19 protein-coding genes and 2 pseudogenes are annotated in these 25,058 nt (G+C 42.5%); 12 read left to right on the top strand and 9 right to left on the bottom strand.

Translation table 11 applies throughout. The annotated features are described in order from the left end of the window. The first annotated feature begins 13 nt into the window (after nucleotides 1–13). The 5 genes from AMBT_RS16170 (at nucleotide 14) to AMBT_RS16150 (ending at nucleotide 6,664) form a co-directional block, all read left to right on the top strand. Nucleotides 14–1,540 carry a site-specific integrase gene (locus AMBT_RS16170; RefSeq protein WP_013785713.1) on the top strand — a complete coding sequence of 509 codons (1,527 nt, stop codon included), beginning with the start codon at nucleotides 14–16 and terminating at the stop codon, nucleotides 1,538–1,540. Between the two features lie 2 nt (nucleotides 1,541–1,542). Continuing rightward, a complete protein-coding gene (locus AMBT_RS16165; RefSeq protein WP_013785712.1) occupies nucleotides 1,543–3,447 on the top strand; it encodes a hypothetical protein in 1,905 nt (634 codons plus the stop codon). Next, entirely contained in the window at nucleotides 3,440–5,527 is a 2,088-nt protein-coding gene (locus AMBT_RS16160; protein WP_013785711.1) for a site-specific integrase, read from the top strand. The genes AMBT_RS16165 and AMBT_RS16160 overlap by 8 nt, the downstream gene beginning before the upstream one ends. A gap of 3 nt (nucleotides 5,528–5,530) precedes the next feature. Continuing rightward, nucleotides 5,531–5,968: a hypothetical protein gene (locus AMBT_RS16155; RefSeq protein ID WP_013785710.1), complete on the top strand. Its 438-nt coding sequence runs from the start codon at nucleotides 5,531–5,533 to the stop codon at nucleotides 5,966–5,968. Between the two features lie 99 nt (nucleotides 5,969–6,067). Next, the gene (locus AMBT_RS16150; RefSeq protein WP_013785709.1) at nucleotides 6,068–6,664 is read left to right on the top strand and encodes a hypothetical protein; all 597 of its coding nucleotides are present in this window, start codon (nucleotides 6,068–6,070) and stop codon (nucleotides 6,662–6,664) included. Between the two features lie 72 nt (nucleotides 6,665–6,736). Here AMBT_RS16150 and istB read toward each other — a convergent pair. Together istB and istA are read right to left on the bottom strand one after the other, a co-directional pair. Next, nucleotides 6,737–7,501, bottom strand: a pseudogene (gene istB, locus AMBT_RS16145) (IS21-like element ISShfr5 family helper ATPase IstB). A 28-nt stretch (nucleotides 7,502–7,529) separates the two neighbouring features. Then, nucleotides 7,530–9,075 (bottom strand): annotated as a pseudogene (gene istA / locus AMBT_RS16140) (IS21 family transposase). Between the two features lie 437 nt (nucleotides 9,076–9,512). Here istA and AMBT_RS16135 point away from each other — a divergent pair. After that, on the top strand, nucleotides 9,513–10,388 hold the full coding sequence (locus AMBT_RS16135; RefSeq protein ID WP_148259117.1) for a hypothetical protein: 876 nt from the start codon (nucleotides 9,513–9,515) through the stop codon (nucleotides 10,386–10,388). A 125-nt stretch (nucleotides 10,389–10,513) separates the two neighbouring features. On the opposite strand, the gene AMBT_RS16130 is transcribed toward AMBT_RS16135, so the two are convergent. From AMBT_RS16130 to AMBT_RS16115, 4 genes are all read right to left on the bottom strand, one after another. Further along, a complete protein-coding gene (locus AMBT_RS16130) occupies nucleotides 10,514–11,131 on the bottom strand; it encodes a DUF8479 domain-containing protein (RefSeq protein ID WP_013785706.1) in 618 nt (205 codons plus the stop codon). Between the two features lie 77 nt (nucleotides 11,132–11,208). After that, complete coding sequence (locus AMBT_RS16125) at nucleotides 11,209–11,838, bottom strand: hypothetical protein (protein ID WP_013785705.1); 630 nt, start codon at nucleotides 11,836–11,838, stop codon at nucleotides 11,209–11,211. Between the two features lie 548 nt (nucleotides 11,839–12,386). Beyond that, nucleotides 12,387–13,613 carry a lytic murein transglycosylase gene (locus tag AMBT_RS16120; RefSeq protein ID WP_013785704.1) on the bottom strand — a complete coding sequence of 409 codons (1,227 nt, stop codon included), beginning with the start codon at nucleotides 13,611–13,613 and terminating at the stop codon, nucleotides 12,387–12,389. Nucleotides 13,614–13,740: 127 nt separating this feature from the next. Beyond that, the gene (locus AMBT_RS16115; protein WP_013785703.1) at nucleotides 13,741–13,944 is read right to left on the bottom strand and encodes a hypothetical protein; all 204 of its coding nucleotides are present in this window, start codon (nucleotides 13,942–13,944) and stop codon (nucleotides 13,741–13,743) included. 226 nt (nucleotides 13,945–14,170) lie between these two features. Between AMBT_RS16115 and mrcB the strand changes: the two genes are divergently transcribed. Next, entirely contained in the window at nucleotides 14,171–16,516 is a 2,346-nt protein-coding gene (gene mrcB, locus AMBT_RS16110; protein ID WP_083820202.1) for a penicillin-binding protein 1B, read from the top strand. A 213-nt stretch (nucleotides 16,517–16,729) separates the two neighbouring features. Here mrcB and AMBT_RS16105 read toward each other — a convergent pair whose 3' ends face one another. Together AMBT_RS16105 and AMBT_RS16100 are read right to left on the bottom strand one after the other, a co-directional pair. Next, nucleotides 16,730–17,017: a hypothetical protein gene (locus AMBT_RS16105; protein ID WP_013785700.1), complete on the bottom strand. Its 288-nt coding sequence runs from the start codon at nucleotides 17,015–17,017 to the stop codon at nucleotides 16,730–16,732. Nucleotides 17,018–17,388: 371 nt separating this feature from the next. Then, nucleotides 17,389–18,306 carry a DUF808 domain-containing protein gene (locus tag AMBT_RS16100; RefSeq protein WP_013785699.1) on the bottom strand — a complete coding sequence of 306 codons (918 nt, stop codon included), beginning with the start codon at nucleotides 18,304–18,306 and terminating at the stop codon, nucleotides 17,389–17,391. A 169-nt stretch (nucleotides 18,307–18,475) separates the two neighbouring features. On the opposite strand from AMBT_RS16100, the gene AMBT_RS16095 reads away from it, so the two are divergent. Beyond that, nucleotides 18,476–19,291: an AraC family transcriptional regulator gene (locus AMBT_RS16095; RefSeq protein WP_013785698.1), complete on the top strand. Its 816-nt coding sequence runs from the start codon at nucleotides 18,476–18,478 to the stop codon at nucleotides 19,289–19,291. A 229-nt stretch (nucleotides 19,292–19,520) separates the two neighbouring features. Next, nucleotides 19,521–20,399: a DMT family transporter gene (locus AMBT_RS16090; protein WP_013785697.1), complete on the top strand. Its 879-nt coding sequence runs from the start codon at nucleotides 19,521–19,523 to the stop codon at nucleotides 20,397–20,399. Nucleotides 20,400–20,438: 39 nt separating this feature from the next. Here the strand turns inward: AMBT_RS16090 and AMBT_RS16085 are convergent, their stop codons facing one another. Next, entirely contained in the window at nucleotides 20,439–21,341 is a 903-nt protein-coding gene (locus AMBT_RS16085) for a hypothetical protein (protein ID WP_013785696.1), read from the bottom strand. A 225-nt stretch (nucleotides 21,342–21,566) separates the two neighbouring features. Here AMBT_RS16085 and glnK point away from each other — a divergent pair, with 225 nt between their 5' ends. The 3 genes from glnK (at nucleotide 21,567) to ggt (ending at nucleotide 25,048) form a co-directional block, all read left to right on the top strand. Further along, nucleotides 21,567–21,905 carry a P-II family nitrogen regulator gene (gene glnK, locus AMBT_RS16080; protein WP_013785695.1) on the top strand — a complete coding sequence of 113 codons (339 nt, stop codon included), beginning with the start codon at nucleotides 21,567–21,569 and terminating at the stop codon, nucleotides 21,903–21,905. Between the two features lie 32 nt (nucleotides 21,906–21,937). Continuing rightward, entirely contained in the window at nucleotides 21,938–23,185 is a 1,248-nt protein-coding gene (locus tag AMBT_RS16075) for an ammonium transporter AmtB (RefSeq protein ID WP_013785694.1), read from the top strand. A 183-nt stretch (nucleotides 23,186–23,368) separates the two neighbouring features. Further along, the gene (ggt, locus tag AMBT_RS16070; RefSeq protein ID WP_013785693.1) at nucleotides 23,369–25,048 is read left to right on the top strand and encodes a gamma-glutamyltransferase; all 1,680 of its coding nucleotides are present in this window, start codon (nucleotides 23,369–23,371) and stop codon (nucleotides 25,046–25,048) included. Nucleotides 25,049–25,058: the final 10 nt, after the last annotated feature.

Below are 25,058 nucleotides of genomic sequence, written 5' to 3'. Positions count from 1 at the left end.
GGAGCAGTAAATAATGGAGTTATCCAAAGCGCAGAGAATCACCTTTATCCGAAGAACCAAGGATGTAAGTGCTGATATCTATTTTGATAGAGTGCCCTCGCATGCATTGCCGCAAGTTGTTAAGCATGCCGCTGAAGAGGGGGGTGTAGAAAAAGAATACTCCTATTTTTACACGCCGATGGATTCAAGGATTGCTCCAGACGATTCCGTTTATAACTTTCCATTTTTGCTGCATAAAGATGGGCGGCCTTGGAAAGAAGCCAATATGTACCTTTGGCATCTAGCATCTGATTTTAAAAAGCTCGGCTCAGAAACCGACGCAATTCAATCTACTGCTACTTACCTGCTTGATTATCTTATTTTCTGTGAAAATCAAGGTATCGACTATTTAGACTTCTCACAGCGTAGAGCTAAAAACAGACCATCTTATAGATATTTTAATAACATGGTTGACAGTGGCCGTGTAGCTGCTGGCTCAATCAATTTGAGAACGGGCAAAGTCTATTACTTTTTCGATTGGCTATTCAAACAGCCGGGTTATGAAAATGATATTGATAGAGTTGATATGGCTCAGGATTACACTCATTTCTTTGACACCGCAACTGGCTCAGCTTCAGTTGAGAGAAAGAAGCGAAATCAAACTGTCTCTGTATCTAAAGAATCAGCGCCTGTCTCTTCTGGCAAAGTACGAGACGAGGGTGAAGATCTAAGGCCGTTAGCAAAAGGTGAGCGTGAAGAAATCGTTGGCATATTAAAACGAGATGAATTCAGCGTAGAGGAGCGTTTAATAGCCCAGCTAGCATTATATACAGGTGTCAGAAAACAAACAGTCCTAACACTACGAATGAAGCATCTTGAGCTATTTAAAACAGAGGCGCTGATTGAGAAAGATAGAACATATCGTATTACCGCAGGCCCCGGCACAGGAATAGATACAAAATTCGATAGGAAATATACGTTCTACATACCAAAAGGTCTGGCGGAAGAGCTAGAGGTATATGCAAATAGCAGTGTTGCTAAAAAGCGCAGAGCAAAATTTCAGGAAAATTATGCGGAAGAACATCCTGATTTAGAGCCTATTGCTGACGAAGATATGTATATCTTCATTTCTGAACAGGGTAATTGCCACTACATGGCAAAGAATGACCCACGTTACAAAGTAATGCGAAAGGACTCACGTCCCAAGGGTAAACGCACAGATGTGCTATGCAAGAAGATTGAGCGTTTTGCTTCAGAGGACTTCCCGAAAGACTTTGTATTCCACTGGTTAAGAGCAACCTATGCACTGCGCTATTACGAGACGTTAATAAAGATTGAGGAATACAAGGTTGAAAAAGGGATTCAAGAGCGTCCCAGACGTTTTGACATGATACTGCGAGATGTGATGGTTAGGCTCTGTCACAGAGATATTAAAGTCACACAGTCATACCTTAATTTGTTCGAGAACTTTGACGAGCGTCAGGAAGCTCAAAATGCCTTTGAAGACTTTGTTTTTAGGGACTTTGATGAAGAGTTCAATAGCACTGGAGAGGAGAAGTAACAGTGTCGTTAAATGAAGCAAATATGGTCATAAGAGAGACCGTTGTATTAACTCCTGCTCAGCTAAGAGGAGATATTGATCATCCTGAGAACGTCAGGCTGAAACTGGATGAAGCTGTTCGCGCATCTCCAATTGATATCGGAAGTCTAGCTTTTTCGAAAAGAAGATTTACTTACAATATGTGGAAGGAGGCAGCAGATCCTACTCCTGTTGTTCTTAGTTCTTTTAGAAGAGAGAGACTCGATATGCTAGAAGCTCTTTTTGATTACCTTTCAAGTACAAAATATCAAGATACCACTAGAGAGACTTATTTTGACAACTTCAAAAGTGTTATTGATGCCTGTGACCAGCTTGGCTTTGCTGATTTTATGGAAAGTCCTCAGAAATGCCGCCATGCCTATAAAAATTTAAGTAATGAGTGGAGGCATCAACTTAAAATGGAAGATATGTCAAATGGCCAAGCATCTCTTTGGCAAGGTACTTTTAGAACACTCATTAGGCTCTGTTTCGGAAAAGATGAAGCAGCTTTCATAGTTGAACGTATCAATCCGATACCACGTCAGCGCAATCGCACAAAGCCGCCTAAAGAGCAGCATTTCATGACCTTCATACAAACAGCAATAGCTTTGGCAAGACAGCTAAAATCATTTGTTATTGAAGAGAAAGACTTCCCGATAAAGCTGAAAATGCCTGATTATGAAGCGTTTGTATTTCAGTCTCAAGGAGGTAACGTCAAAACACCTTTCACGACATTCCATCGTGGCATTTACAACTTTGAACAAGGGAGGCTGGCCACGTTCGACGAGTGGAAAGATACTGTAAATCATGGTTTGAAATCGGATTACAGCGACAGGGTATCTAACTTCGAAGAAGTAAACAAAGACAAACGGCATGAAAGGCGTATAGATTTTGCAACCTTGAGCATGCAAGCCTATATGAAAATTTTTATCTTACTAACAGGTGCTCAACCATCCGAAGTAAAGCAACTAGAATATTCAGAAAATTTTGAGTATGAAAAAGACAAGTTCAGCAATGATTTCAGGGCGATTAAACTTCGGGCTAAAGGCAGAGAGGTTTCATATAACTTGGGTAATATCTATGGATACAAATTATTTAAAGAGTATCTTGAAGTCAGAAAATGGATCTTAAACGGAACAGAGTGTAAGTACTTGTTTTTTACTACCGGGTCTGGCAACACGATAGAGCCAAGGCAGCTCAGAAGTGGGCGAGGCTTCAATAGATATTTTGATAGGGTTCGAGGTATCTACTTGTCTAATGATTTGAAGGATATAACTTCTTGCCCTGCAAGAAAGTATAAAAACTTAATACTCAACCAGTTAGAAGTAAACTTGAAAACAAGGGCTTCTTTATTAAATCACACTGAAGAAACAAACACGTCGGATTACACTGAAACCACGCCAGAAAGACAGGCAAAGGAGTTTCAAGCTCATTGGGAAGCAGTTAAAAAAGCAAGAAAGCATGTAGATTTAACAGGCAAGCACAGTAAAAAAATTACAACGGGCCACTGTGTTGAAGAAGGTGTGCCTGAGTCAGAGATAGATAACCCTCCAATCGAACCAGACTGCAAAACCCAGTATGGCTGCTTATTCTGCGCCAAATACAGTTGTCACGCTGACGAAGAAGATGTACATAAGCTCTACAGTGTACTTCGAGTTATAGACATAGTTAGAAATGAATCACCGGATTTTAACCATGCCGAAGAAAAGTTCCAGACCCTCTCAATCCGCATCAATGAGATATTAAAATCCGTGGGCGAAAAATCTGCTGACCATCAAGCCATGATAGAGTGGGTGGAGAAAAAAGTGATGGTTACCGGAATATTAACCCCTTTTTGGGAGCGAAGATTAGACCAGTATGAACGAATGGGGGTGATCGCTAGTGCCTAATCTAAATGAAAGACTAAAAACGCTGGAAAATACATGCTTTAACGCAGACGAACTAACAGATGCCCTTGCTCCTGATTCGCTATCATTTGATAAATCAGTTGAACTCGAAATACCGCATGACTTTGTGCTGTGCAGAGATACGAACAACAAGGTTACGGCAATGTTTGGCGATAACGTTTGGGACTTTAACCCTTATCGATTAAGCGCTAATCGAATAAGCGTTTTTAACTTCGAAACAATTACAGAAGGGAGTATCTGCCCACATACAAGTGCAATTATCAATGAGATGAAGATCATTTTGTTTCATCTGATGTATTCAAGACCCGCAGGCCACACAGGAATGCTGGCCGTGAGTACGTTATACAATTATTTTATCGTCTTATCAAAAGCAGCCAAATACTGTATTAGGTTGAGTGAGATCCCTACTTTAGGCGAAGTAACCTTAAAGGAATTGTTCTCAGATGAAAGACTATTCGCTTTATTTGTCACAGAACACCAAAAACCTGCCTTCAATAGCAAAGCAAAAGCACTAGTCAATGGGTTGTTGTTTCTTGGTGAGTCAATACTTAGATTTGATGTCACAGCAATAGCAGATGTGGACATTGACCGACTCGACAATGACCAAACTGTAATAATTCCACAACGTATATACTTGCTAATTGGAGATCATTTAGAAAGTGATATCAAGCACATACATAAGTATTCTCGACGCATAGCTGCTTTCTTAGCCAAATTTAAAGATCCTTATTACGGCCTGTCTCACGAGAGACAAAAAGCATTAGCTGTGGGTGGCACAGCACAATGGCGTCCCGATATGAGTCAAGCGTTAAAAGGGCATGGACTAAATAAACTTTTTAAGGGTGAATTTGGTGTTTCTAATCGCAATGAACTTCAAAAAGTACTTGCTAAAATACAGTACATTTGCAAATTAACACTTCATTATTTTACAGGCATGCGTAACCAAGAAGTGCAGCGTATGAAGCCTAAATCGATTTCAAAATCTGTTTGTTCAGAAGAAGTGAAGGCTAAAGATGGTAAAGTCATTGATAAGAAAAAAGTGGTTGAGGTTATCTCATCTACAACTAAGTTTACAGGACAAAGGGTTAAGGTATCTTGGTCTGCGCCAGATGAAGTGAAGATGGCAGTAGCGGTATTGGAGAGGATTCATAAAGGATTAAGCGCTCTCCATAACTTAAATCTGAAAGATGACTGGCTATTTACAACCACCGAATTTATAAAGGTAAACAAACAAATCTCAGAAATCTATCCTGCTACATTCAGAGAGCGGCACAAACCGTCATGGTTGAAAGACCTTGTCATCACAGAGCTTGACTTTAAAGAGCTAAATAACAGTGATGATGAAAGAGATTTCTTATTGGAAGAGAAGTATCAAATAGGTGAAGTGTGGCCTCTTCACAGCCATCAATTTAGGCGCTCTCTAGCGTACTATGCCAGCAATGCAGGCTTTGTCTCTGAGGCATCGCTTAAAGCCCAATTAAAGCATGTTACACGAGCCATGACGCGCTATTACAGTAACAACTTTGAAAAGGCTGAGTCTATCTTCGGTTACTTCAATGAGAAGACGGGCAAATATGAGTTGCCGCCAGAGCATATCATCAAAGAGTTTCGTACAGGTATCCCATACAACATGGCTGACCGAGTGCTTTCAGACATCCTTGGTAGTGATGAACCGCTCTATGGCAAAACGGGTTCATACATTGAGCGACAAAACGAAGCACTCCGTAATGGCGAAGTACTGATTACAGAGGTAAGGGAAGAGACCGTCAAGAAAGTGGAAAAAGGTGAATTTGCCTACCGAGAAACCCTCTTAGGCGGTTGTACCAAGGTCGGTGATTGTGACAGCTTTATGCTTGGTGACTTTACTAGCTGCCTAACGTGTGAAGGGGCAATTATTAAAGAATCTAACGTTGATCGAGAAATAGAGCTAACCACAGAAGAGCTTGAGCTATATGAAGAAGATTCTGGTGAGCATCAATTAACTAAGGCGAATCTAGACGAACTAGTTAAGTTTAAAAAGCACAGGATAAACAGAGAGCCTTCAGAGGCGGCAGAGGTATAGGTTATGGCAGATGATAAACTTAAAGCATGTGAAGAAGCTCTGGAGCGCTTAATTGTCGGAGAAACAGTTAATGTTGACGCTAACAGTTATGACGAGATCACATTTGGCCTGATAGAGCGTGAAGCTGGCACTGTTAGCAAAGGCTACATCAAGCAAGACAGAGACAAATTCAAAGCAATTGTAGACAGGCTTAAAGATCATAAAGCGACTGTCGCTAGTCAACCTGCTAAAAAGGGTAAAAGCGTTCTTCAAAGGCAAAACGAGAAGTTACAGCAGCAAAAAGAAAAAGACGCCGAACTGATTAAAGAACTTACGTACAAGCTTCACATCATGATGGCTGATAACCTAAAGCTGGTAGAGCGAGGCAGAGAGCTTGAGAAAGAAAATCGAGACTTGAAAAGTGGAAAAGTCATCCCGGTTCAAATGGGTTCAAGGCACTGATAACAGTCAATCGCTGGTGATTGTAAAACTTGCTTTTACATTCAGCAGGGATTCAACAAGCGAAGCGCGTTAGCACATTTTAAAAGTCAGGAGTACTTTATGAGCGAACAAGAACAGATCAGCATCGAAAGCTATCAAAGATTTGGTCGCAAGCCCAAGCGTATTTCAGAAGACAATATCCATGAAGTTGTATTCGATTTGTGCTTTGAAACATACAAATACAAAGACGAATTTCAGTACGATTTTGATGCCAGAGAGCACCTTAAGGAAGTGGTGAATTACCTTAACAGCAAAGGATATTCAGTAACTCGATCTTCTAAGTGGGTTAAAGAAAAAGTTGACGAATTGTTCGAACAATTAGCTGGTGATGGCGTCTCTGAAGAGAAAGGGCAAGAGTTAATAAAAGCGATTAAAGAAGCGCAAGAGAGTGAAGTCAAAGCCCAGCAAGAAGATATAGATAAACTTCAAGAAGCGATTGATGCGCTTGGCCCAGACTTCTGGAAACGCTATCAGGCAAGTAAACGTCAAAGCATACACAAGCGCCAAAAGCGTAAAAAACAAATCTCTATTGAACTTAAGCTTTTTGAACAACTAACTCGTCGCAAGCAAAATAAAACATGGGATGCGCTCTTAATCGAGATGAAGCAAAACCATGATGACTTGACTCGATTAATGGCTGATGCGAATGTTGCGTAATACCATGAAGCCGATCGGTCAATACTATTCAAGCCGATCACTTTTTTGTCTGCCAGTAGACCTTAGTAAAATCTAACTTGAGTGATCGCCATCAGTCAAGGAATTTAGTTTTTTCGCATCGATTCGCCTTTTAATTCCAACTTTATTGCTCCGTGAACAAGCCGATCTAGGATCGCATCAGCATGTGTCGATTCTCCGATCATTTCATACCAATTTTCTATCGGTAATTGGCTGGCAATTAAGGTCGATTTTGTGTCATATCTCGCATCAATTAATTCCAGTAAATCACTGCGTTGTTGAGCTGTTAATGGCTCTAATCCCCCAATCATCTAGGATCAGTAAATTGGCAGAGCTAAGCTTGTTGATCAGTTTTCGATAACTACCATCGGCTTGCGCTAAGAACATCTTTTCTAATAGCTCTTTAAGCCTAAAATAATAAACGCTACTCCCTTGTTGGCAGTGGTTTTGACCAAGCGCGCAAGCGAGGTAAGTTTTGCCACACCCCGTTGCGCCCGTGATCAAGATGTTTTGATGAAGGCGAAGCCATTCACCTTGTGCTAATGAACGGATCTGAGTTTTATCGAGTTGTCGTGCTGCGCCATAGTTTAGTTGAGCCAGTGTGCCGCCAACTCTGAACTTTGCTTGACGAGTTAAGCGATCAATTTTACGCTGGTCACGCTGTGTTATTTCATGCTCAAGCAATAAACTTAGCCGCTCTTCGAAACTTTGTTCTACGTATAGATTGGGTTGCTCATATTGCTGCAATAGTGCATCACGTATACCGCTTAGCTTTAAGTTACTTAACTGGTTATTGACTTGTTGATTGATATTTTGCATAAGATTTCCTTTGGTTTGTTAGTTTTGATTAATGGTAATAGTTGTTGCCGCGGATATTTTTATGATCAATATCTTGTAGTAAATCACCTTGAGCTTGTGGCAAGGGTTGCTTATCCAAGCCCTTTTCTAAAATGTTTTTTACTTGTTTTACGCGAGTAACACCTGTGGCTAATGCGCGATGACAGGCTGCTTCAAGACGTTGGTCAGTAAACTTCTTACCTAGGCTTAATAACCCCATACAAGCACGGTAGCTTTGTTCTGGATGCTTTTTAGCTTGCATCAATTGCATAACAAACTGCTCCGTTGAACCACCGAACTTAGCTGCCCAACGCTCGAACCGTTGTGGTGTCCATTGCTGCTGCTTTTGATGAGCTATTGGCATATGTAGATCAAGCGTAGTGTGTGCACCTTCTCGGTGTGATCTTGGATGAACGGCTACTTGAACACCCTGATGGTAAAGTGTCACCAGTTGACCTGTGGCATGGGCTTCAAGCTTTTGTTTGATCAAGGTATGAGGTACTGAGTAGTAGTGTTTTTCAACTTCGACATGATAATCAATATGCACGCTTACTTGTTTGACTAAGGTGTAACTGTAAGCCTGTGTGGGTAGTGGTTTGAGAGCAGGTTTATCAATGGATTCAAACTGACTGAGCCTTGAACCAGGGTGCTTCTTCATTTTCCGCTGGTTTAAGTCGACAAGCAGTTTTTGTATCTTTAGGTTTAATTGGCGCAAGCTAAAGAAGCTTTCATTGCGAAGCCGTGCCATTATCCAGCGTTCGACAATTTGCACACCCACTTCTGCTTTGGCTTTATCCTTGGGCTTATAAGGTCTAGCAGGCACAATGACCGTATTGTAGTGTGTCGCCAATTGTTGGTAGGTTGGATTTAAATCAGGCTCATATCGACAAGGTTTAGTTACCGCACTTTTTAAGTTGTCAGGGATTACCAGCTCTGGCACACCACCAAGAAACTCAAAACAACGAGCATGACTCATCACCCAATCTTCTAGCTTTTTGGCTATACGTTGCCTCCGCATACGTATAATTAGATGCGCCCATAACTGCGACAAACACTTGAGCTGTACGGTATTCACCTGTACTAGCATCAACAATATTCATAGTTGGGCCGCAGTAATCAACAAACAGTTTTTCACCTGCTTTATGGTTTTGTCGCATGGACGGTTTTTGACATTTAAGCCATGCCTTGTACTGTCGGCAGAAGTGGGTGTAACTGTAAAATCCTTCCTCGTGTCGCTCTTTGTATTCTTGCCAAAGCAGCAATAGCGTCATGGTTTTGGGTCGCAGCTCCTGCTGAACTAACAACCAGTCAGGAATACTAAAGCCTTTTAGTCGGGGCTTTGTTTTGAAGAATGCTCGTTGCAGAGAATGATCATCCCATTTTTCATCAAGTGGCCAGCAAGTGATACCTAACTCTGCTGATTTACAGGCATATTTAGAAACAATTGAAGGTGAAATAGATAAGCTGTTTGCTATCTTTCGATGACTGAGTTTACAGTCGTATTTTAGTCTTAAAATCTCTTTAAGTTTACGCATTGAAATAGGTGCCGTTGGCATGGTTATTCTCATCATCAAAAATGAAAAGGATAACGGTTAAAAACACCTACTGGATAGACAAAAATGAGTATAAATTGAACGATACCATTCAAGCCGATCACTCAATACCATTTTGACCAAAAAGTGATCTGCATCGATGGTATTGAGTGATCGCGATGGATAGTATTAGGTGATCGGCTTAGATGGTATTAGGTGATCGCGATGCATGAGAATATGCAAATGTCACGAGCTTCTCTGGTCTAATAAAGAAATTAGAATCCTCAGGCGTGATTGAAGAGGGTTATGATGAGAGGCATTATTAATTAATGTTACTGGGTAACAGAAATTTAGGGGGAGGGATCTTTACTATGCACGTAAATCTGAATCACCTTTGCTTAGCAGATTTGTTTGGCTAGTATTACGTCTAAAATACATAATAATATAAAAGGGAGGTTAATTTGTTCTCAAGTGGAAAACTATTAAGGAAGGTCTCGGAGACGGAATATCTACAAGTAGACGAAAAACATAACTTTAAATGGGAAAGGCGGTTAAATTCGATAGCATTGCCTCTTCAAAACGTCAAAGTCATAACAAGCCTCAAAACCCACAAAAAAGACTATGATTTTTCAGGCAAGTTAAAAAACACACCAGAAAAACAAATCACCGCCGACGTCAGTACCGAGATTATTATTTCTGGGCAAGTCGATTACGAAAAATTCGCTGACAATATATATTGCTTAGATGAAACCGATAAGAATGATGAATTCATAATAGTCAGACCGAAAGGGTCTATAAAGGTCAACCTGAGGTCTGGCGAGCCAGCCAGAGATCCAAAGGACAACGAAAAGCAAGTTATAAACCAAGGAGTCTTTTGGGGCAGTTGCTTTAGAATGAATTATGATCCGGGTGAAGATGACATCATCTTTGAAATGTATATGCCAGAAGCGCAAGTACACGCGCTTGCAGAGCGATATGATTTAGATAGTGATGCCAAACTTGAAGTCTACTCAGAGTTAGCGTCGTTTACTTATGAAGTAGATGATAGCTTGCGTGAGCCATATCATTCACGAGATTTGGTTATAAATGACGGTGCAACTGCATTTGTTTCTGGCGTAAGCCTCTCATCAACTGTTGGTCCTCAGGAAACGAACGAACCTGATGATAGTGAAGAAGAGTTCGCTGATACCATCATTGATGAGCATGAGTCTATACCTGAGCAAGTCGCGCATCAGCAATTACTTCAAGTAATAACGAATCTGCAATTACCATTAAAGAGCATAATTACCGCGATATGGGCACTTGCTCTCGCAGTTATAATTAGTGCTATCATATAGTTATAGCTAGTCGGTTCGGTCCTGAATCATAGATAGCTCCGGCATACTCATATTTGGAGAAGTGGCAGTACGGAGTTATTTTTATTACAGACTTCAAGTCTGAAACACTATATGTCGAGTTTCAGTTATCCCATGCAATCTTTTGGTTGTACGGTGTACTCAACAATATATGAGTTAGCTTTGTCGAAATAGCTGTAGTTAATGCTGTATCCCTCACCAAAAAATACTTTTAGTTGTTCGTTTTGGCAAGACTGTGGTTTGGTATTTTCAAAAAAGTGCTGATTCATGATTGATATGTCTATTTCACTTGCAGTTAAATCTATAATAGATATGAAGTAGGTGTATCTCTTATTTTTTTGATCTATCGCTACTCTATCAAGGCGTGTTGAGTCATCGATCATGATAGGCAGACCCGCGTTGCTGTTTTGAACTGCTTGCTCTATCGCTCGTGTTTCAGCATTATTATAACCAACCGACATTCCTAGAACAAAATAGACTGCGAATCCTATTGCGGCCCCAGTAATAAAGCCTATAAGCTTTTTTTTACCCCTCCATGACATAATGACCATGAAGAATAAGCCATACCATAGAACAAATCCTAAAACTTTAGTCATTGCGGGACTGGAAGGCTGCTGGTCTGCAAGGATAGGCAAAAGAGTGGCGCTAGTGTGACCGAGTGCGGCAAGGAAAAGAAGTGCAGCTATTCCCTTGCTCAAAATTGAAATCTCTTTTATATCTTCCATTACCGTGTGCCCCTTTTTATGCGTTGTATAAGTTGTTTCGAAACATTTTTCATCAATCTGAAAAAATCCACACTTGGTTAGTTACTTTTTGATACTCGCCTAATTAACAAATAAACCAATGGCATAATTAACCCTAAGCCAATAAGTATTGGTTCGTAATTTCCTTCTGGATCTTTAAACCACATGCCAGCAAGAAATATTGAAATAGCAAGCAGTATAGCTTCAAAAATCCAAAGTAGTTTTTCGTAAGGCGATTTATAAGTGCTATGCTTAATTTCCAATACCTTAGCATTGAGTGCATTCTGAAAAGTCGCTAAATTTTTTGCCATTTCAGCTTCCAAATCTGGGAGCATTCTTTCATATAAGCTTGGATTTCCTGCGAGTTCAGTACTTTTCTTAAACTTAGCTATTGTTTCAACTTTTAATTGAGCTTGTGCTTTGCTTGCAAGATTTGAGACATCACTTTCTAATAAAGAGTAGTAATGAATTGAGAGCACGTCTAAATAGGCAAGAATTTCATCATAAAGCTCGGATGTATGTCTTGAAATCATATCCATTGTGGCTTTGATCGTGTTTCCTGAACGAACTAAACCATCTGCCGCATGACGTCGAAGCATTAACTCAAAATTTTCTTCAAGTGTCGATTTTAACTCTATAAGGACAAGCCTGATCTTTTCTTCGAAGTTTTGTTTTATTTCATTATTCATAAAGGCTTTTTTCAATAAAATGTAAGACTGACTAAATATATTGTTAGCTGAGACTCGAATAGTCAATCATAACTAACATTGGTTTACCCCAATAAGGACAGTGCGATTGAAGTAAGGTTTAGCGCATTTATGTTACTGGGTAACAAAAAACTATAAATTGCATTTACGTTACTGGGTAACAGAAAATGTAATTAGTAAGTAGGTACAATAATGTTACTGGGTAACAGAAATGTATTTCTCTCTATTTTTGTCAACGCACGGATGATAATTATGTCAACGTACATGCTATTAATCTGTCAACTTTAAATTAGTCACTGTCAACTGGGAGGGAATAGAGTGTCAACAATAGGATTATGTTGACTTGTCAACGGATAATATATTGAATGGGCTTGCACCTATTGATAATAAGGGCTTAAGGTAGCTGTCAACGAGTTTGATTATTCACATTGCCAAGCACTTTTGGCCAGACGAACCAGCTACCGCTAAACCCACCGCCAAAACAAAGAGGGCGATGAGCTAACGGGGCAAGTAAAGCCTTTTAAAAGCGGCTAAGCACTCTTATCAACTAAGTTCAAAGACTGCATCACATTAAGGCCCGGAAAGCCATCAGCAATCATATCGTTTGCTATTTGATAGTTGCGGATACCTTCGCGAGTGGCTGGGCCAATTATTCCATCGGGTGTACCAACATCGAAGCCGCGGTCATTCAGTTTTTTCTGTAAGCCAATAATATCGTTGCGGCTGTAAGCGGGTAAATCAGGTAGGGGAGCAATAATCCCGGATGCTCCTGAAATTCTATCGGCTAATACGCCTACCGCAATGGCGTAAAACTCTGAATTATTCCAACGCATGATCACGCGAAAGTTCTGGTAACCCACAAATGCTGGGCCTGCATGTCCTGCAGGAACCACCACATATGCTTTGGTATCGTCGTCGCCTAATGGGCTAGCATCGGCTTGTTTCACGCCTAGTTCGCTCCACTGGCTCAATGTACGGCGGTTCTTATAACCAGAAAGTTGATAATCGAAACCTTCAGGAAGCTGCACTTCCCGGCCCCAACGAAAGCCTCGTTGCCAGCCTAAACTCGCAAGAAAGTTGGCCGCAGAGGTTAGCGCATCTTCTTCACTATTCCATAAGTTGATTTGACCGTCATTGTCGCCATCTACCGCGTAATGGGTATAAGCCGACGGCATAAATTGGGTATGACCCATAGCGCCAGCCCAAGAACCTACCATTTCCTCACGGGTGAGTGACTCACGCTCAAATAACTTCACTGCTACCAAAAGCTCTTGGGTAAAGTATTTGCTTCTTCGGGGATCGCAAGCAAGCGTGGCTAACGAATCAAGAACAGGCATTTTGCCTTTGTAATTACCAAAGTTAGTTTCAAGCCCCCAGAAGGCCAGCAAGTAGTGCGGCGGCACACCGTACTTGTCACTTAATTTGTGCAGCAAGTCCTTATGCTTCTCGTACATTTCCTGGCCCTTGTTCGTGCGCCAATCGGTTACACGTTTACTAAAGTAGCCTGGAAAGGTTTGAACGAATTCTGGTTGGCTTCTATCAAGCTCTATTACACGAGCTTGGTATACTAATGAGGGGAAAATGGTATCGACAGTCTCTTGACTGACACCTTGCTCAAGTGCTTTGTTGGCAAGTTGAGAGGTACATATGGAAAACGCCTCATCGGCCATTGCAGTCGTGCTGCAAAGCCCTGATAGCAGTGCTGACATCATTGATACTGCAGTAACCCACTGCTTCCCTTTACCCTTTAAACCCATAATTCAATTCCTGTATTGCGAGCACACATGCTATCTCAATGTGACTGTAAAACGCGAGTATAATTCAATGATGCGCTAAGGTTTATGGCAGATGATACGTAACAATATGTAAACCTACCTTGGGGCGTTAAGCTGTAGGCGCTTGTTTTAAAATACCAACAATGTCGCCATCGTTGTTTAATTCAGCAAGCTCGATTAAATACCCTTTTTGAAGTTCATCTAACGAACGACCCTCTAACAGCTCTTTCACTCTGGCCTTTTCTCCCGCTACGATAGCCGATTGTAACCCTTCCATATTGGCAATAGAGCTCGCCTTATTTTCAGATGTCATAATTTCTCCTTGAGTGTAAGCATTCAACATTACTACGGTTGGTAACATTGAAACGATTGATTTTAGCGTGGCGCTATTTTTGTAGTTGTTGCCGAGGGGGAGCAGTGGTAGTGTTCGCTAACTTCAGAGTGTGCAGCACACAGTTGTTTATATGCTGCTACAAAATTCTTCAGCATTCGCTGGAAATTGTGTTCAGAAAGCTGCACAATTTTTTCAGCTTCATATCATGGCATTCTCAGTGGCAAAAAAAGTGGCAAAAAAACAATCAAAAGCGGCATCCAAACCTAAATCTTTTTCAATAATGAAGCTTTTCTTGCGCTTATTTCTGATAGGCGTTGTGGTACTTGGCGCCTATGCTTTTTACTTAGATGCGCAAATTAAACATGAGTTTTCAGGCAATAAGTGGGAAGTTCCTGCGCAGATATTTGCCCGCCCCTTAGAACTCAGTAAAGGGCAGGAAATTACTCCCACCGAAGTGATTGATGAATTAACCTTGTTAGGATATCGCAAAGTTAATGAGGCAGATGGTAGCGGCGAGTACAGTTATCGAAATGGCATTTTAAATATTCAGCGCCGTGCGTTTCATTTTCCTGAAGGCGCAGAAGGGCTTCGTCATTTAGAGATAACTTGGCAAGGCAGCCGGATTAGTCTGATTCAAGACAGAACGCAAACTCGCCCATTTGGCACTGTAAAACTTGAGCCGTGGTTAGTTACGCGCATGGTCAGCGGTAGTCAGGAAGACAGAATGTTGGTCACACTGGATACTATTCCCGATATGCTGCCAAAAGCGTTAACGCTGGTGGAAGATCGCAATTTTTATAATCACCACGGTGTAGCTCCTTTATCTATATTACGGGCGCTATTAGCAAATATTGCGGCGGGCAGAACCGTACAAGGTGGTAGCACGCTTACCCAGCAATTAGTCAAAAATATGTTTCTAACCCGTGAGCGCTCGATTGTGCGTAAAGCGAAAGAAGCCATTATGGCGGTGATCATAGACGCAAGGTATTCCAAATCGGAAATCATTCAAGCCTATTTAAATGAAGTCTTCTTAGGGCAAAATGGAGACATGGCGGTGCACGGTTTCGGGCTGGCTAGTTATTTCTACTTCGACCGCCCAGCGAATGAACTGAGCACAACTGAAATAGCAACGCTTGTGGCTATTATCAAAGGCCCTTCTTATTACAATCCACGTAAACACCCCGAGCGCGTCAAAGAGCGCCGAGACTTGGTGTTGCGTATGTTATTTGACGAAAATGAAATCGACCGCAGCCAATATGAGCGGGCGATTAATATGCCGTTAGGTTTGGCCAGTGGCGCTAGTTTGGCCAGCGGCAAACATCCTGCTTTTATGGAGCAGGTAAGACGAGAGCTTGCAGATATTCTAGCCGATTCAAGCTTGCGTGACTCGGGCGTAAAAGTGTTTACCACGTTAGATATCGTGGCTCAGCGCCGGGCAGAAAAAGCCCTCTCTGGTACGATTGCCAGTTTACAAACGAACAGGAAAAATCCCCTTCAAGGCGCGATGGTTGTGACCGACAGTGCTAAAGGCGAAGTGCGCGCCATTGTTGGCGGTAAAGACTACTCATTTAAAGGGTTTAACCGAGCGTTAGGAGCGAAGCGTCCAATCGGTTCATTAATTAAACCTGCGGTGTATTTATCAGCCCTTGAAGATCCAACCCAGTTTAATTTAGCCACGCCACTTGAAGATGAGCCTATTACGCTAGAAAGCCGTAATGGACAGCAATGGTCACCATTAAATTACGATAAAGAATTCAGAGGGCAAGTGCCGCTTATTCAAGGATTGGTTGAATCTTTGAATGTGCCTACCGTTAATTTAGGCATGCAAGTTGGGCTGGATGTTATTGCTGACACTATTGCGCGACTAGGCGTTACCTCTCAGGTCAATTTGGTGCCTTCTCTCACGTTAGGGGCGGTAGAGTTAACGCCGTTTGTTACCAACCAAATGTACCAAACATTATCGAACGGCGGGCGCTATGTTCCCCTTCATACAGTGAGCTCAGTCGTAACCGCTGACAATGCACTGTTATGGAAAAAGGCCGAATTTTATGCGCAGCGAACCGACGAAGCTGCTACTTACTTACTGAACTATGCACTTTACAAAGTCACGATAGATGGAACGGCAAAACAAATAGGTGCCAACTTTGGTAACGTGAATATGGCGGGTAAAACCGGTACTACTGACGATTATCGTGATAGTTGGTTCAGCGGCTTTGACCGTAACAACGTGGTGACTGTGTGGGTCGGCAATGATGATAACTTGCCAGTAAATTTAACCGGTGCCAGTGGTGCCTTACCGGTGTTTATTAATTATATGAAGTCTCAATCACCTAAGTCTTTATCTCGCCGCTTTCCAGATGGTTTGGGTATTGCGCACTTTGACGCGAAGACCGGCGCGGTAGTGATTGCCGGATGTGCCGGAAGCATGAGTGTACCAGCTATTCTAGATGTGTTACCGCCTGCGCAACAAGATTGTTCTGGTAAAGCAGTGAAGCCTGATGGAGAAAAAGAAGGCGAAAAGAAAAGCTGGTGGGAAAGAATATTTGGATAAAAAAACAGGTAGGCAGTAAAAAGCATCCAACTCAATATGCTTTTTATTGCCTCCTGAAAAAGCCCCAGGGAGTAGGCTAAACTTTAAAAGTAGTACTAAAACTGGTCTAACATATATCGCGCTGTTGAAAACACTACAGCGCTAAGTGCAAATGCTGCTACGGGTGCCAAGACCAACATAAATAATGCGCTAGCGGTTAGCATACCTGCCTCCTTACGCGTCGTTATCGTTTTGAAACTCATCACTTTTCATTGGCGTAATCGTAATATCTGCAATTAAAGTGCTGGCTTCTGCCGCATTCGGCTCAAAAGTATGACTGGCCGTTAATACGTCATACGTGATGCCTATCGTCATATCTTGTTTTACATCAGCCATTGCACTAGCCACTAAATAATCGGTTTGCGATAGTAGGTTACTTGTTGGTTCATCCGCCATTGCAGTGGTGGCTGTAAATGCAGTACTTAGAATCAGCGCAGTAAGTAATTTTTTGTTGGTAAACATGGTTCATCTCCTATGAGTAAAAGTAAGTCACTGCACTAAATCGGACTGCTTGGCAGTTATTTATTAAGTCGTTATCAATTAACAATTAGTTTATAGCGAGGGATGTGCCATCTTTTTATAATTAGTTAAATTAATGATTATTATGATTTTTTATTTTTATTGTTTTTAAGGTAGGTTTTCGAAATTAACGAATTAACTAATATTTAGTTAGTTTGTGGATGTGTTTTGGTCAAAATAACTAACGCTGATCATTGTGGGAAATGAAAATTAAAGCGGGACACAGCAAAGCAGAGAATATGGATAAGGTAAGTAGATACATATTTGGCTAAATAAACGTAAGGGGCAGTGATTCTACCCCTTAAACACACCATTTAGTTTTTGCGTAAGCGAGAAGCTAGGGTGAAGATGATGGCTAAAACGGCGCCAGCGACTAGACCTGCAAGACCATCGGCAGCAATCGCCATTACGGTCGTTATTGATGGCGCGAGTTCGCTGAACCACACTGCGGCGTGATGCAGAAAACCAATGTTGTGAGTAAGAATGCCGCCGCCCACCAAAAACATGGCAATGGTGCCAACTATTGCAAGGGTTTTCATCAAAATGGGCGCGGCTATTAACAGTGCACGGCCAAAGAAGCGTTGGAGGGTGTTCATGGTACCCGTGAGTGATTTACGCAGTAAATACAGCCCTACATCATCCATTTTGACAATACCAGCAACCAGCCCGTATACCCCTAATGTGATAGCAATGCTAAGCGCCACCAATACGCCTACTTGAGTGGTAAAAGTGGCATCCGTTACACTCCCTAGTGCAATCACAATAATTTCCGCTGAAAGAATGAAGTCGGTACGAATAGCGCCTTTAATTTTCTCTTTTTCAAACGCGACCATATCCACTTTTTCATCAGCAAGGGCGTTTATTCTGGCTTCACGTTCTGCTGACTCATCATCATGAGGTAAATATTTATGAAGCAGCTTTTCAGCCCCTTCAAAGCACAAATAGAGTCCGCCTAGTACAAGAAGTACGGTAATTAACGAGGGCACAAAAGCGCTAATAAGAAGGGCGGCAGGAACCAATATAACTTTATTTAGCAATGAGCCTTTTGCTACGGCCCACACAACGGGTAATTCTCTGTCAGCTTTCACGCCCTGTACTTGGTTAGCGTTAAGCGCCAAATCATCCCCCAGAACACCAGCAGTTTTCTTTGCTGCCACTTTCGACATAACAGCAATGTCATCCATCAATGTTGCGATATCATCGAGAAGGGCTAATAAGTTCGCAGCGGCCACGTCACATTCCTTTCATAAACCAAAAATGCAGCATACGTTGCACTGTCATAGGTTGGCAATGTTAAGGTATAAAAAGTAACAGCTAATTTTTAACGTATTGAGTTTTTGCGCCTAATGACTTTTATAAGAGGCACGTAAGCTTAAGCACTATGTATGACTGTGAGGTATCGTGAAGCCGTCATTATCTATTCGTTCTTATACTCGCACTATGTGTATGCATGCTCATGACTATTACCAGTTAGTATTGCCACTTAACGGGCATATCGATATATCGCTTAATACTTTCAGTGGATGCGTTGGAGTGGGAGAGGGGATTTGTATAGCACCTGGTGCCATTCATGGATTTACTGCTGATGAGCAGGCGAAGTTCATTGTAGCGGACTTGCAATCGGTGCCGGACAATATTGCTGGCGGCAATTTATTTGAAGAAGGCTCTTTACCCGCTGAAGGCTCCTTATCCGTTAAAGGCTCCTTATCCGTTAAAGGCTCCTTATCCGCTAATGCCTCTGACCCCGCTAAAGGCGCTCCCATTTTTCAAATAAGCACACCCATGCAGGCGTTTTTAGCGTATGTGGAAGTGCAATTAACGCATCACATCACTGATGATGAGAATGACGCCATGTTAAGTTTGTTCTCGGCACTTTTAGCCCAGCAGCAACGCGGTGTCGCCACTGATAAGCGTATAATCCCAGTGCTTTCTTGCATTCACCAAGATGTCGCCTACCCACACACTATCACGTCCCTTGCTAAAATTGCCTGTGTGGGCGCAACACAATTTAAAAAGCGCTTTATAGCCGCTACTGGGATGGGGCTAAGGGAATACCTCATTAATGTGCGTATGGAGAAAGCACGGGCCTTACTGAGCAATACAGATATGCCTGTTATTGCCGTGGCGGTAAACGTGGGGTATGACGATGTGTCTGCGTTTACCCGTCGGTTTAAACACCATGTGGGTATGCCACCCACGCACTTTAAGCGTCGATAGCCAGGAAGGTAACTATGATCAGTTCCTTTCATAAGCTAAGTATTTATTCCCGTAGTATTTGCCCGAAAAATAATGGCCCGCAAAATATGTGAAAGCGCAGTATTCATTAACGCAGCAAAGTTTAACTGAAAATCAGGCTTTTAAATCAACCACACCGCCTTTTCTGCACAGATAGAATATACAATTACAGTTATGCTTAGGCTTCTTGAATTTTAAAAATAGGCAAGTAATGGCAACGTTTATAGGGCTTGTGGCCATCATTTCGTGGGGCGTATTAGCTGTGTTGGGTGTTTACGCATCGTCAGTGCCGCCTTTTCAGCTGCTTTTTATTTGTTTTTCAGTTTCTGCGCTATTGCTTTTTTTAAAGCGATTAATTAAGCGAGAGCCGTTATTTACATTACCTAAACTAACACTTACCCAATGGATAGTGGCTACCAGCGGTCTCTTCGGATTTCACTTTTGCTATTTTCTAGCCCTTCGTTATGCACCGCCTATTGAAGCAAGTCTTATTGCCTATCTATGGCCGTTACTGCTGGGTATTGCAGTGGCTAACGCGCACCAACGGTTGTTTGCTGTAATTGGAGGTGCACTAGGTTTTATTGGTTGCGGAATTTTAGTTACAGGGGGGGAAAGCATTCAGTTTAATAGCGAATTTACACTGGGTTACGGGTTGGCATTTATTTGCGCCTTAATTTGGTCGGGTTATTCGTGGTTTATGGCTGGCACAAAAAGCGATGTTGAAGACATTGGCTGGATATCTATTGCAGTAGCAGTGCTAGCGCTGGGCTCCCACCTAGCTCTAGAGTCGAGCTATTGGGACCTTTCATTTAACGCTTGGGCAAGTGCAATATTACTAGGACTTGGGCCTGTAGGTGGCGCGTTTTACTTGTGGGATATTGGGCTTAAATTTGGTAATCGCCAGTTGTTGGCGAGCCTAAGCTTTGCTACACCTGTTATCTCCAGTATTGCGCTATTTTTATTTGGAATAAGTACACTGTCCACCGCCATTTCAATAGCAATTGTACTTATTATGGTAGGCGCGCTAATTAGCAATGCTGTGCCAGCGCTCATCATGAAGCGTCGTCTACGCCAAGCGGCAAATGCCTAATTAATCAGAAGGACTCAAAGGGTCTTAGAGTCTAAGCGGCTAGTCTTTCACTGGCTCTTTAGCGACGCGGGCTTCAATAAAGCGGTCGTAGTCGCTGCCCTTGCTACATTCAAGCGTACCGCCAGTCCAACCACTTAAAACGGTAAGCGCTTTGTTGGTCGTGCCGGAGCAATTTACTTTTTTCACTGGTCGTTCTTCATATGACGTGTCCTCTTCACCTTTTCGAGTATCAACAATATCTGGGCTTTCTATTTTCCGCCTATGTGCTTCAGCCGCTCTTAAGCCTTCCTCAGCAATTTCTTCTTGCTCTCTTCGATTAAAAAATTGCGAGGCACTGGTCCGTGGAGACAAGTTTAAACTGCCAGCTTTCTGGTTTCTTGTCGAGGCGTTGATAGTAGCTTGGGTATTGGAAATCGTAGGCGCGGGTGCTTCAGGCAAGGGGGTTTCAGTTGAGTTATTTTCTGTAATTGTGCTTTCTGTATTTGGTGCAGTCTTGTCTTGTTTTGCTTCTGTGGGTTTTGCTTCTGCGGGTTTAGCTTCTACTGGCTTAGTCTCTACCGCTTTTATTTGCTCGGCAGTGTCAGTCACTTTTGCTTTGGGGCTTTCTGGTACGTTAGGCTCAACAACGGGAGGGATAACTTCTACCGGTTCAGGTGCCTCTGTAATGGTTTTTTCTACGCTAACGTGGGGGTAATACAAGGTTGCACTAATGGGGGCAGGCTTGTGTGCTGGTTTTACACCGCTTTCAAACGTAGTAAAGAAAATCACTATTACTAACCCAATTAGGTGTAAAAGGGTTGAGATAAGTAGGCCTTTTGCGAGTTTACCCTTCTTGCTCGCATGAAAAACCTGCGCACGTTCAGGCACATACTCAGGCTCTATAATAGGTGTGATAATTGTCATACCTAGTAACTGACCCGCATCATTACTAATTAGTTCCATCCTAATTTCATCGCTATTTTCAGTTAATTTAACTCACTGCGCTCTAAAGTTGGGCATTGATGGCGCTATGCACCAGTCTGGTGCGATAAATGTAAACAAAATGCATCACGTTTTAGTTAACTTATTGTTTTTATTCGTTAATTATTTGTGGCACATCTCTTGGTTTACTTCCCTGTACAAGACACGAAATGTGCAAAACAACCATTAAAAAAACTGGAGCAACTCATGAAACTAGTCACAGCTATCATCAAGCCGTTCAAGCTAGATGATGTTCGTGAAGCCATTTCAGAAATCGGAATTGACGGTCTAACCGTTACCGAAGTGAAAGGTTTCGGACGTCAAAAAGGCCACACTGAACTTTACCGCGGCGCGGAATATCAAGTGGATTTCTTACCTAAAGTCAAACTGGAAATTGCCGTTCAGGACGACCAGGTAGATCGCTTGGTAGAAGCCATCGTTGGCGCAGCCAAGACTGGCAAGATTGGTGACGGTAAGGTATTTGTTTACGACCTTGAACAAGCCGTACGTATTCGAACTGGCGAGTCAGACACAGACGCGTTGTAAGCCACAACGATTAATTTGCGGAGAAAAGCATAATGGAAATTACATTTGAACTCGGGTATGCACTAGATACCTTTTACTTCTTAATCTGCGGTGCACTAGTTATGTGGATGGCGGCAGGTTTCGCCATGCTAGAAGCTGGTTTGGTACGCGCTAAAAACACGACAGAAATTCTAACTAAAAATATCGCGTTATTTGCCATTGCTAGCACCATGTATATGATTTGCGGTTACGGCATCATGTATGGTGGCGGCGAGTGGAGCCCGTTCCTTGGTGGAATTATGGGTGACGGCGCAACAGGTGTTGCTGAAGATGCGGCAACGTATGCACCTTCTGCTGATTTCTTCTTCCAAGTAGTATTCGTTGCAACGGCAATGTCTATTGTTTCTGGTGCAGTGGCTGAGCGTATGAAGCTTTGGGCTTTCTTAGCATTCGCTGTTGTGATGACTGGTTTCATCTATCCGATGGAAGGTGCTTGGACGTGGGGCGGTGAAGCTGTATTTGGCATGTACACCCTTGGTGACCTTGGTTTCTCTGACTTTGCAGGTTCTGGTATTGTTCACATGGCAGGTGCTGCTGCAGCATTAGCTGGTGTATTAGTACTAGGTGCTCGTAAAGGCAAATATACTGCTGACGGTAAAGTTAACGCTATTCCAGGTGCTAACCTTCCACTTGCTACGCTAGGTACATTCATTTTATGGATGGGTTGGTTTGGCTTTAACGGTGGTTCAGTACTTGCTACTGCTACAGTTGAAAGTGCAAACGCGGTTGCGATTGTATTTATGAACACTAACGCCGCAGCCGCTGGCGGTTGTATTGCAGCGCTTATCTTAGCACGCATTATGTTTGGCAAAGCTGACCTAACTATGGCCCTTAACGGTGCACTAGCTGGTTTGGTAGCAATTACCGCTGAGCCTTCAACGCCTACGCCACTACAAGCAACCTTATTCGGTGGCCTTGGTGGTATCTTAGTAGTACTAAGCATTGTAGCGTTAGATAAACTTAAAATTGATGATCCAGTAGGTGCTATCTCTGTTCACGGTGTGGTTGGTTTACTTGGTCTTATCCTTGTTCCATTCACTAACGACGGTTCAAGCATTGTGGGTCAGTTAATTGGTGCTGCTACCATCTTTGTTTGGGTGTTTGTAGTAAGCCTAGTTGTTTGGTTAGCGATTAAAGCCGTTATTGGTGTTCGTGTAACTGAAGAAGAAGAATTCGACGGTGTTGATATGAGTGAATGTGGTCTGGAAGCTTATCCTGACTTCACCAACGGCCGTACGTAAGGAAGTCTGAACAGGCAAAATTACTTATAATAACGATAATGCCTGTATCACCAATCTTAAGCCCCGCATCTGCGGGGCTTTTTTCGTTTTTCATAAAGTTAAAAATAACGCTAAACTATTGATAATTTACTTAGTTAGCAATAATGCTACATTAGGTTTGTTCTTTTATTAGGAAAGTAAATCATGCTGTTGCGATGTTTGTTACTACTGTGTGTCAGTCAAATGGCTTATGGGTACGATAGGGTTACCGGCGCGCCGTTTGCGAGTCGTTCAGAAGTTATTGCTCAACATGGTATGGCTGCGACCAGCCAGCCTCTTGCTACCCAAGTGGCTCTCGATGTTCTTAAACGCGGCGGTAGTGCTGTAGATGCCGCCATTGCTGCAAACGCGATGTTGGGGCTTGTTGAACCTACAGGGGCAGGTGTAGGCGGCGATCTATTCGCAATAGTATGGGATGCTAAGGAAAATAAGTTAGTTGGGTTAAACGCATCGGGTCGCTCTCCTAAGCTGCTGACCAAACAAGTGTTTAACGATAGAGGTTTAGCGCAAATACCTAAATTTGGGCCACTGCCTGTGTCTGTGCCTGGGGCCGTAGATGGCTGGTTTATGCTACATGAAAAGTTTGGCAAGTTACCTATGACAGCGTTGCTCACGCCGGCCATTGAATATGCCAAAAATGGCTTTCCTGTTTCTGAACTGGTTGCTTATTATTTAGCAATGAACAACGAAAGAATAGGTCATTACGATGGGTTTGCAGAAACGTTTCTTATTAATGGGAAAGTCCCCAAAAAAGGGGATGTTTTTAAGAACCCTGGTCTCGCGGTAACCTACGAAAAAATTGCCACCGGCGGGCGAGATGCTTTTTATAAGGGTGACATTGCGCAAAATATTGACGCTTACATGAAGTCGCAAGGTGGCTACCTTTCTTATGCTGATTTAGCGTCGCATACGTCAGAATGGGTAGAGCCGGTATCAGCAAATTATCGCGGCTACGATGTATGGGAGCTTCCCCCTAATGGGCAGGGTATTGCGGCATTACAAATACTCAATATATTAGAGCGCTATGACATTGAAGGCATGGGCTTTAATTCTGCCGAGTATATTCATACCTTTGTGGAAGCGAAAAAGTTAGCATTTGAAGATCGCGCAAAGTTCTATGCTGATCCCGCATTTAACGACATTCCAGTTGAGTGGTTAATTTCCAAAGATTACGCCACTGAACGTCAGCAGCTTATTAACGGCGCTAAAGCCGCAGAACGTGTAGACGCAGGTATTTACGATGGCGATACAGTTTATTTAACGGTAGCCGATAAAGACGGTAATATGGTATCGCTAATTCAAAGTAACTATCGCGGTATGGGGTCAGGAATGACACCCCCAGGGCTTGGTTTTGTACTACAAAATCGTGGTGAAATGTTTACCTTAGAAGAAGGTCATTTCAACGAACTTAAGCCTGAAAAGCGTCCATTTCACACCATTATCCCTGCATTTGTTACTCGTAATGGTGCACCATTTTTAAGCTTCGGTGTAATGGGCGGAGGTACTCAGCCTCAAATGCATGCGCAAATTATTGTGAACATGCTCGATTTTGGTATGAATTTACAAGAAGCGGGTGATGCTCCGCGTATTTTGCACAGCGGCTCTAGTTCGCCTACAGGTAAGTTAATGCTTGATGGCGGTTATATCAGTCTAGAATCAGGATTTGATGAGACAGTACAGCGAGAGTTAATGGAGCGAGGTCACACATTGCGTCGCGTTGTTGGTGCTTTTGGGGGCTATCAGGCAATTATGTGGGATGATAAGCGCAACGTTTACTTTGGGGCTTCTGAAAGCCGAAAAGATGGGCAAGCTGCGGGTTACTAATACACACTCG

Source organism: Alteromonas naphthalenivorans (assembly GCF_000213655.1).
In the GTDB taxonomy this organism is placed as follows: domain Bacteria; phylum Pseudomonadota; class Gammaproteobacteria; order Enterobacterales; family Alteromonadaceae; genus Alteromonas; species Alteromonas naphthalenivorans.
This window is presented reverse-complemented; position numbering and strand designations above follow the sequence as displayed.

Bases quoted from the DNA above. Each gene is read 5' to 3' on its own strand.
- AMBT_RS16125 (WP_013785705.1), bottom strand. From the start codon at position 11,838: ATGAATAATGAAATAAAACAAAACTTCGAAGAAAAGATCAGGCTTGTC.
- AMBT_RS16090 (WP_013785697.1), top strand. From the start codon at position 19,521: ATGGCAACGTTTATAGGGCTTGTGGCCATCATTTCGTGGGGCGTATTA.
- AMBT_RS16130 (WP_013785706.1), bottom strand. From the start codon at position 11,131: ATGGAAGATATAAAAGAGATTTCAATTTTGAGCAAGGGAATAGCTGCA.
- AMBT_RS16150 (WP_013785709.1), top strand. From the start codon at position 6,068: ATGAGCGAACAAGAACAGATCAGCATCGAAAGCTATCAAAGATTTGGT.
- AMBT_RS16155 (WP_013785710.1), top strand. From the start codon at position 5,531: ATGGCAGATGATAAACTTAAAGCATGTGAAGAAGCTCTGGAGCGCTTA.
- AMBT_RS16075 (WP_013785694.1), top strand. From the start codon at position 21,938: ATGGAAATTACATTTGAACTCGGGTATGCACTAGATACCTTTTACTTC.
- AMBT_RS16115 (WP_013785703.1), bottom strand. From the start codon at position 13,944: ATGACATCTGAAAATAAGGCGAGCTCTATTGCCAATATGGAAGGGTTA.
- AMBT_RS16105 (WP_013785700.1), bottom strand. From the start codon at position 17,017: ATGTTTACCAACAAAAAATTACTTACTGCGCTGATTCTAAGTACTGCA.
- glnK (WP_013785695.1), top strand. From the start codon at position 21,567: ATGAAACTAGTCACAGCTATCATCAAGCCGTTCAAGCTAGATGATGTT.
- AMBT_RS16085 (WP_013785696.1), bottom strand. From the start codon at position 21,341: ATGGAACTAATTAGTAATGATGCGGGTCAGTTACTAGGTATGACAATT.
- mrcB (WP_083820202.1), top strand. From the start codon at position 14,171: ATGGCATTCTCAGTGGCAAAAAAAGTGGCAAAAAAACAATCAAAAGCG.
- ggt (WP_013785693.1), top strand. From the start codon at position 23,369: ATGCTGTTGCGATGTTTGTTACTACTGTGTGTCAGTCAAATGGCTTAT.
- AMBT_RS16170 (WP_013785713.1), top strand. From the start codon at position 14: ATGGAGTTATCCAAAGCGCAGAGAATCACCTTTATCCGAAGAACCAAG.
- AMBT_RS16120 (WP_013785704.1), bottom strand. From the start codon at position 13,613: ATGGGTTTAAAGGGTAAAGGGAAGCAGTGGGTTACTGCAGTATCAATG.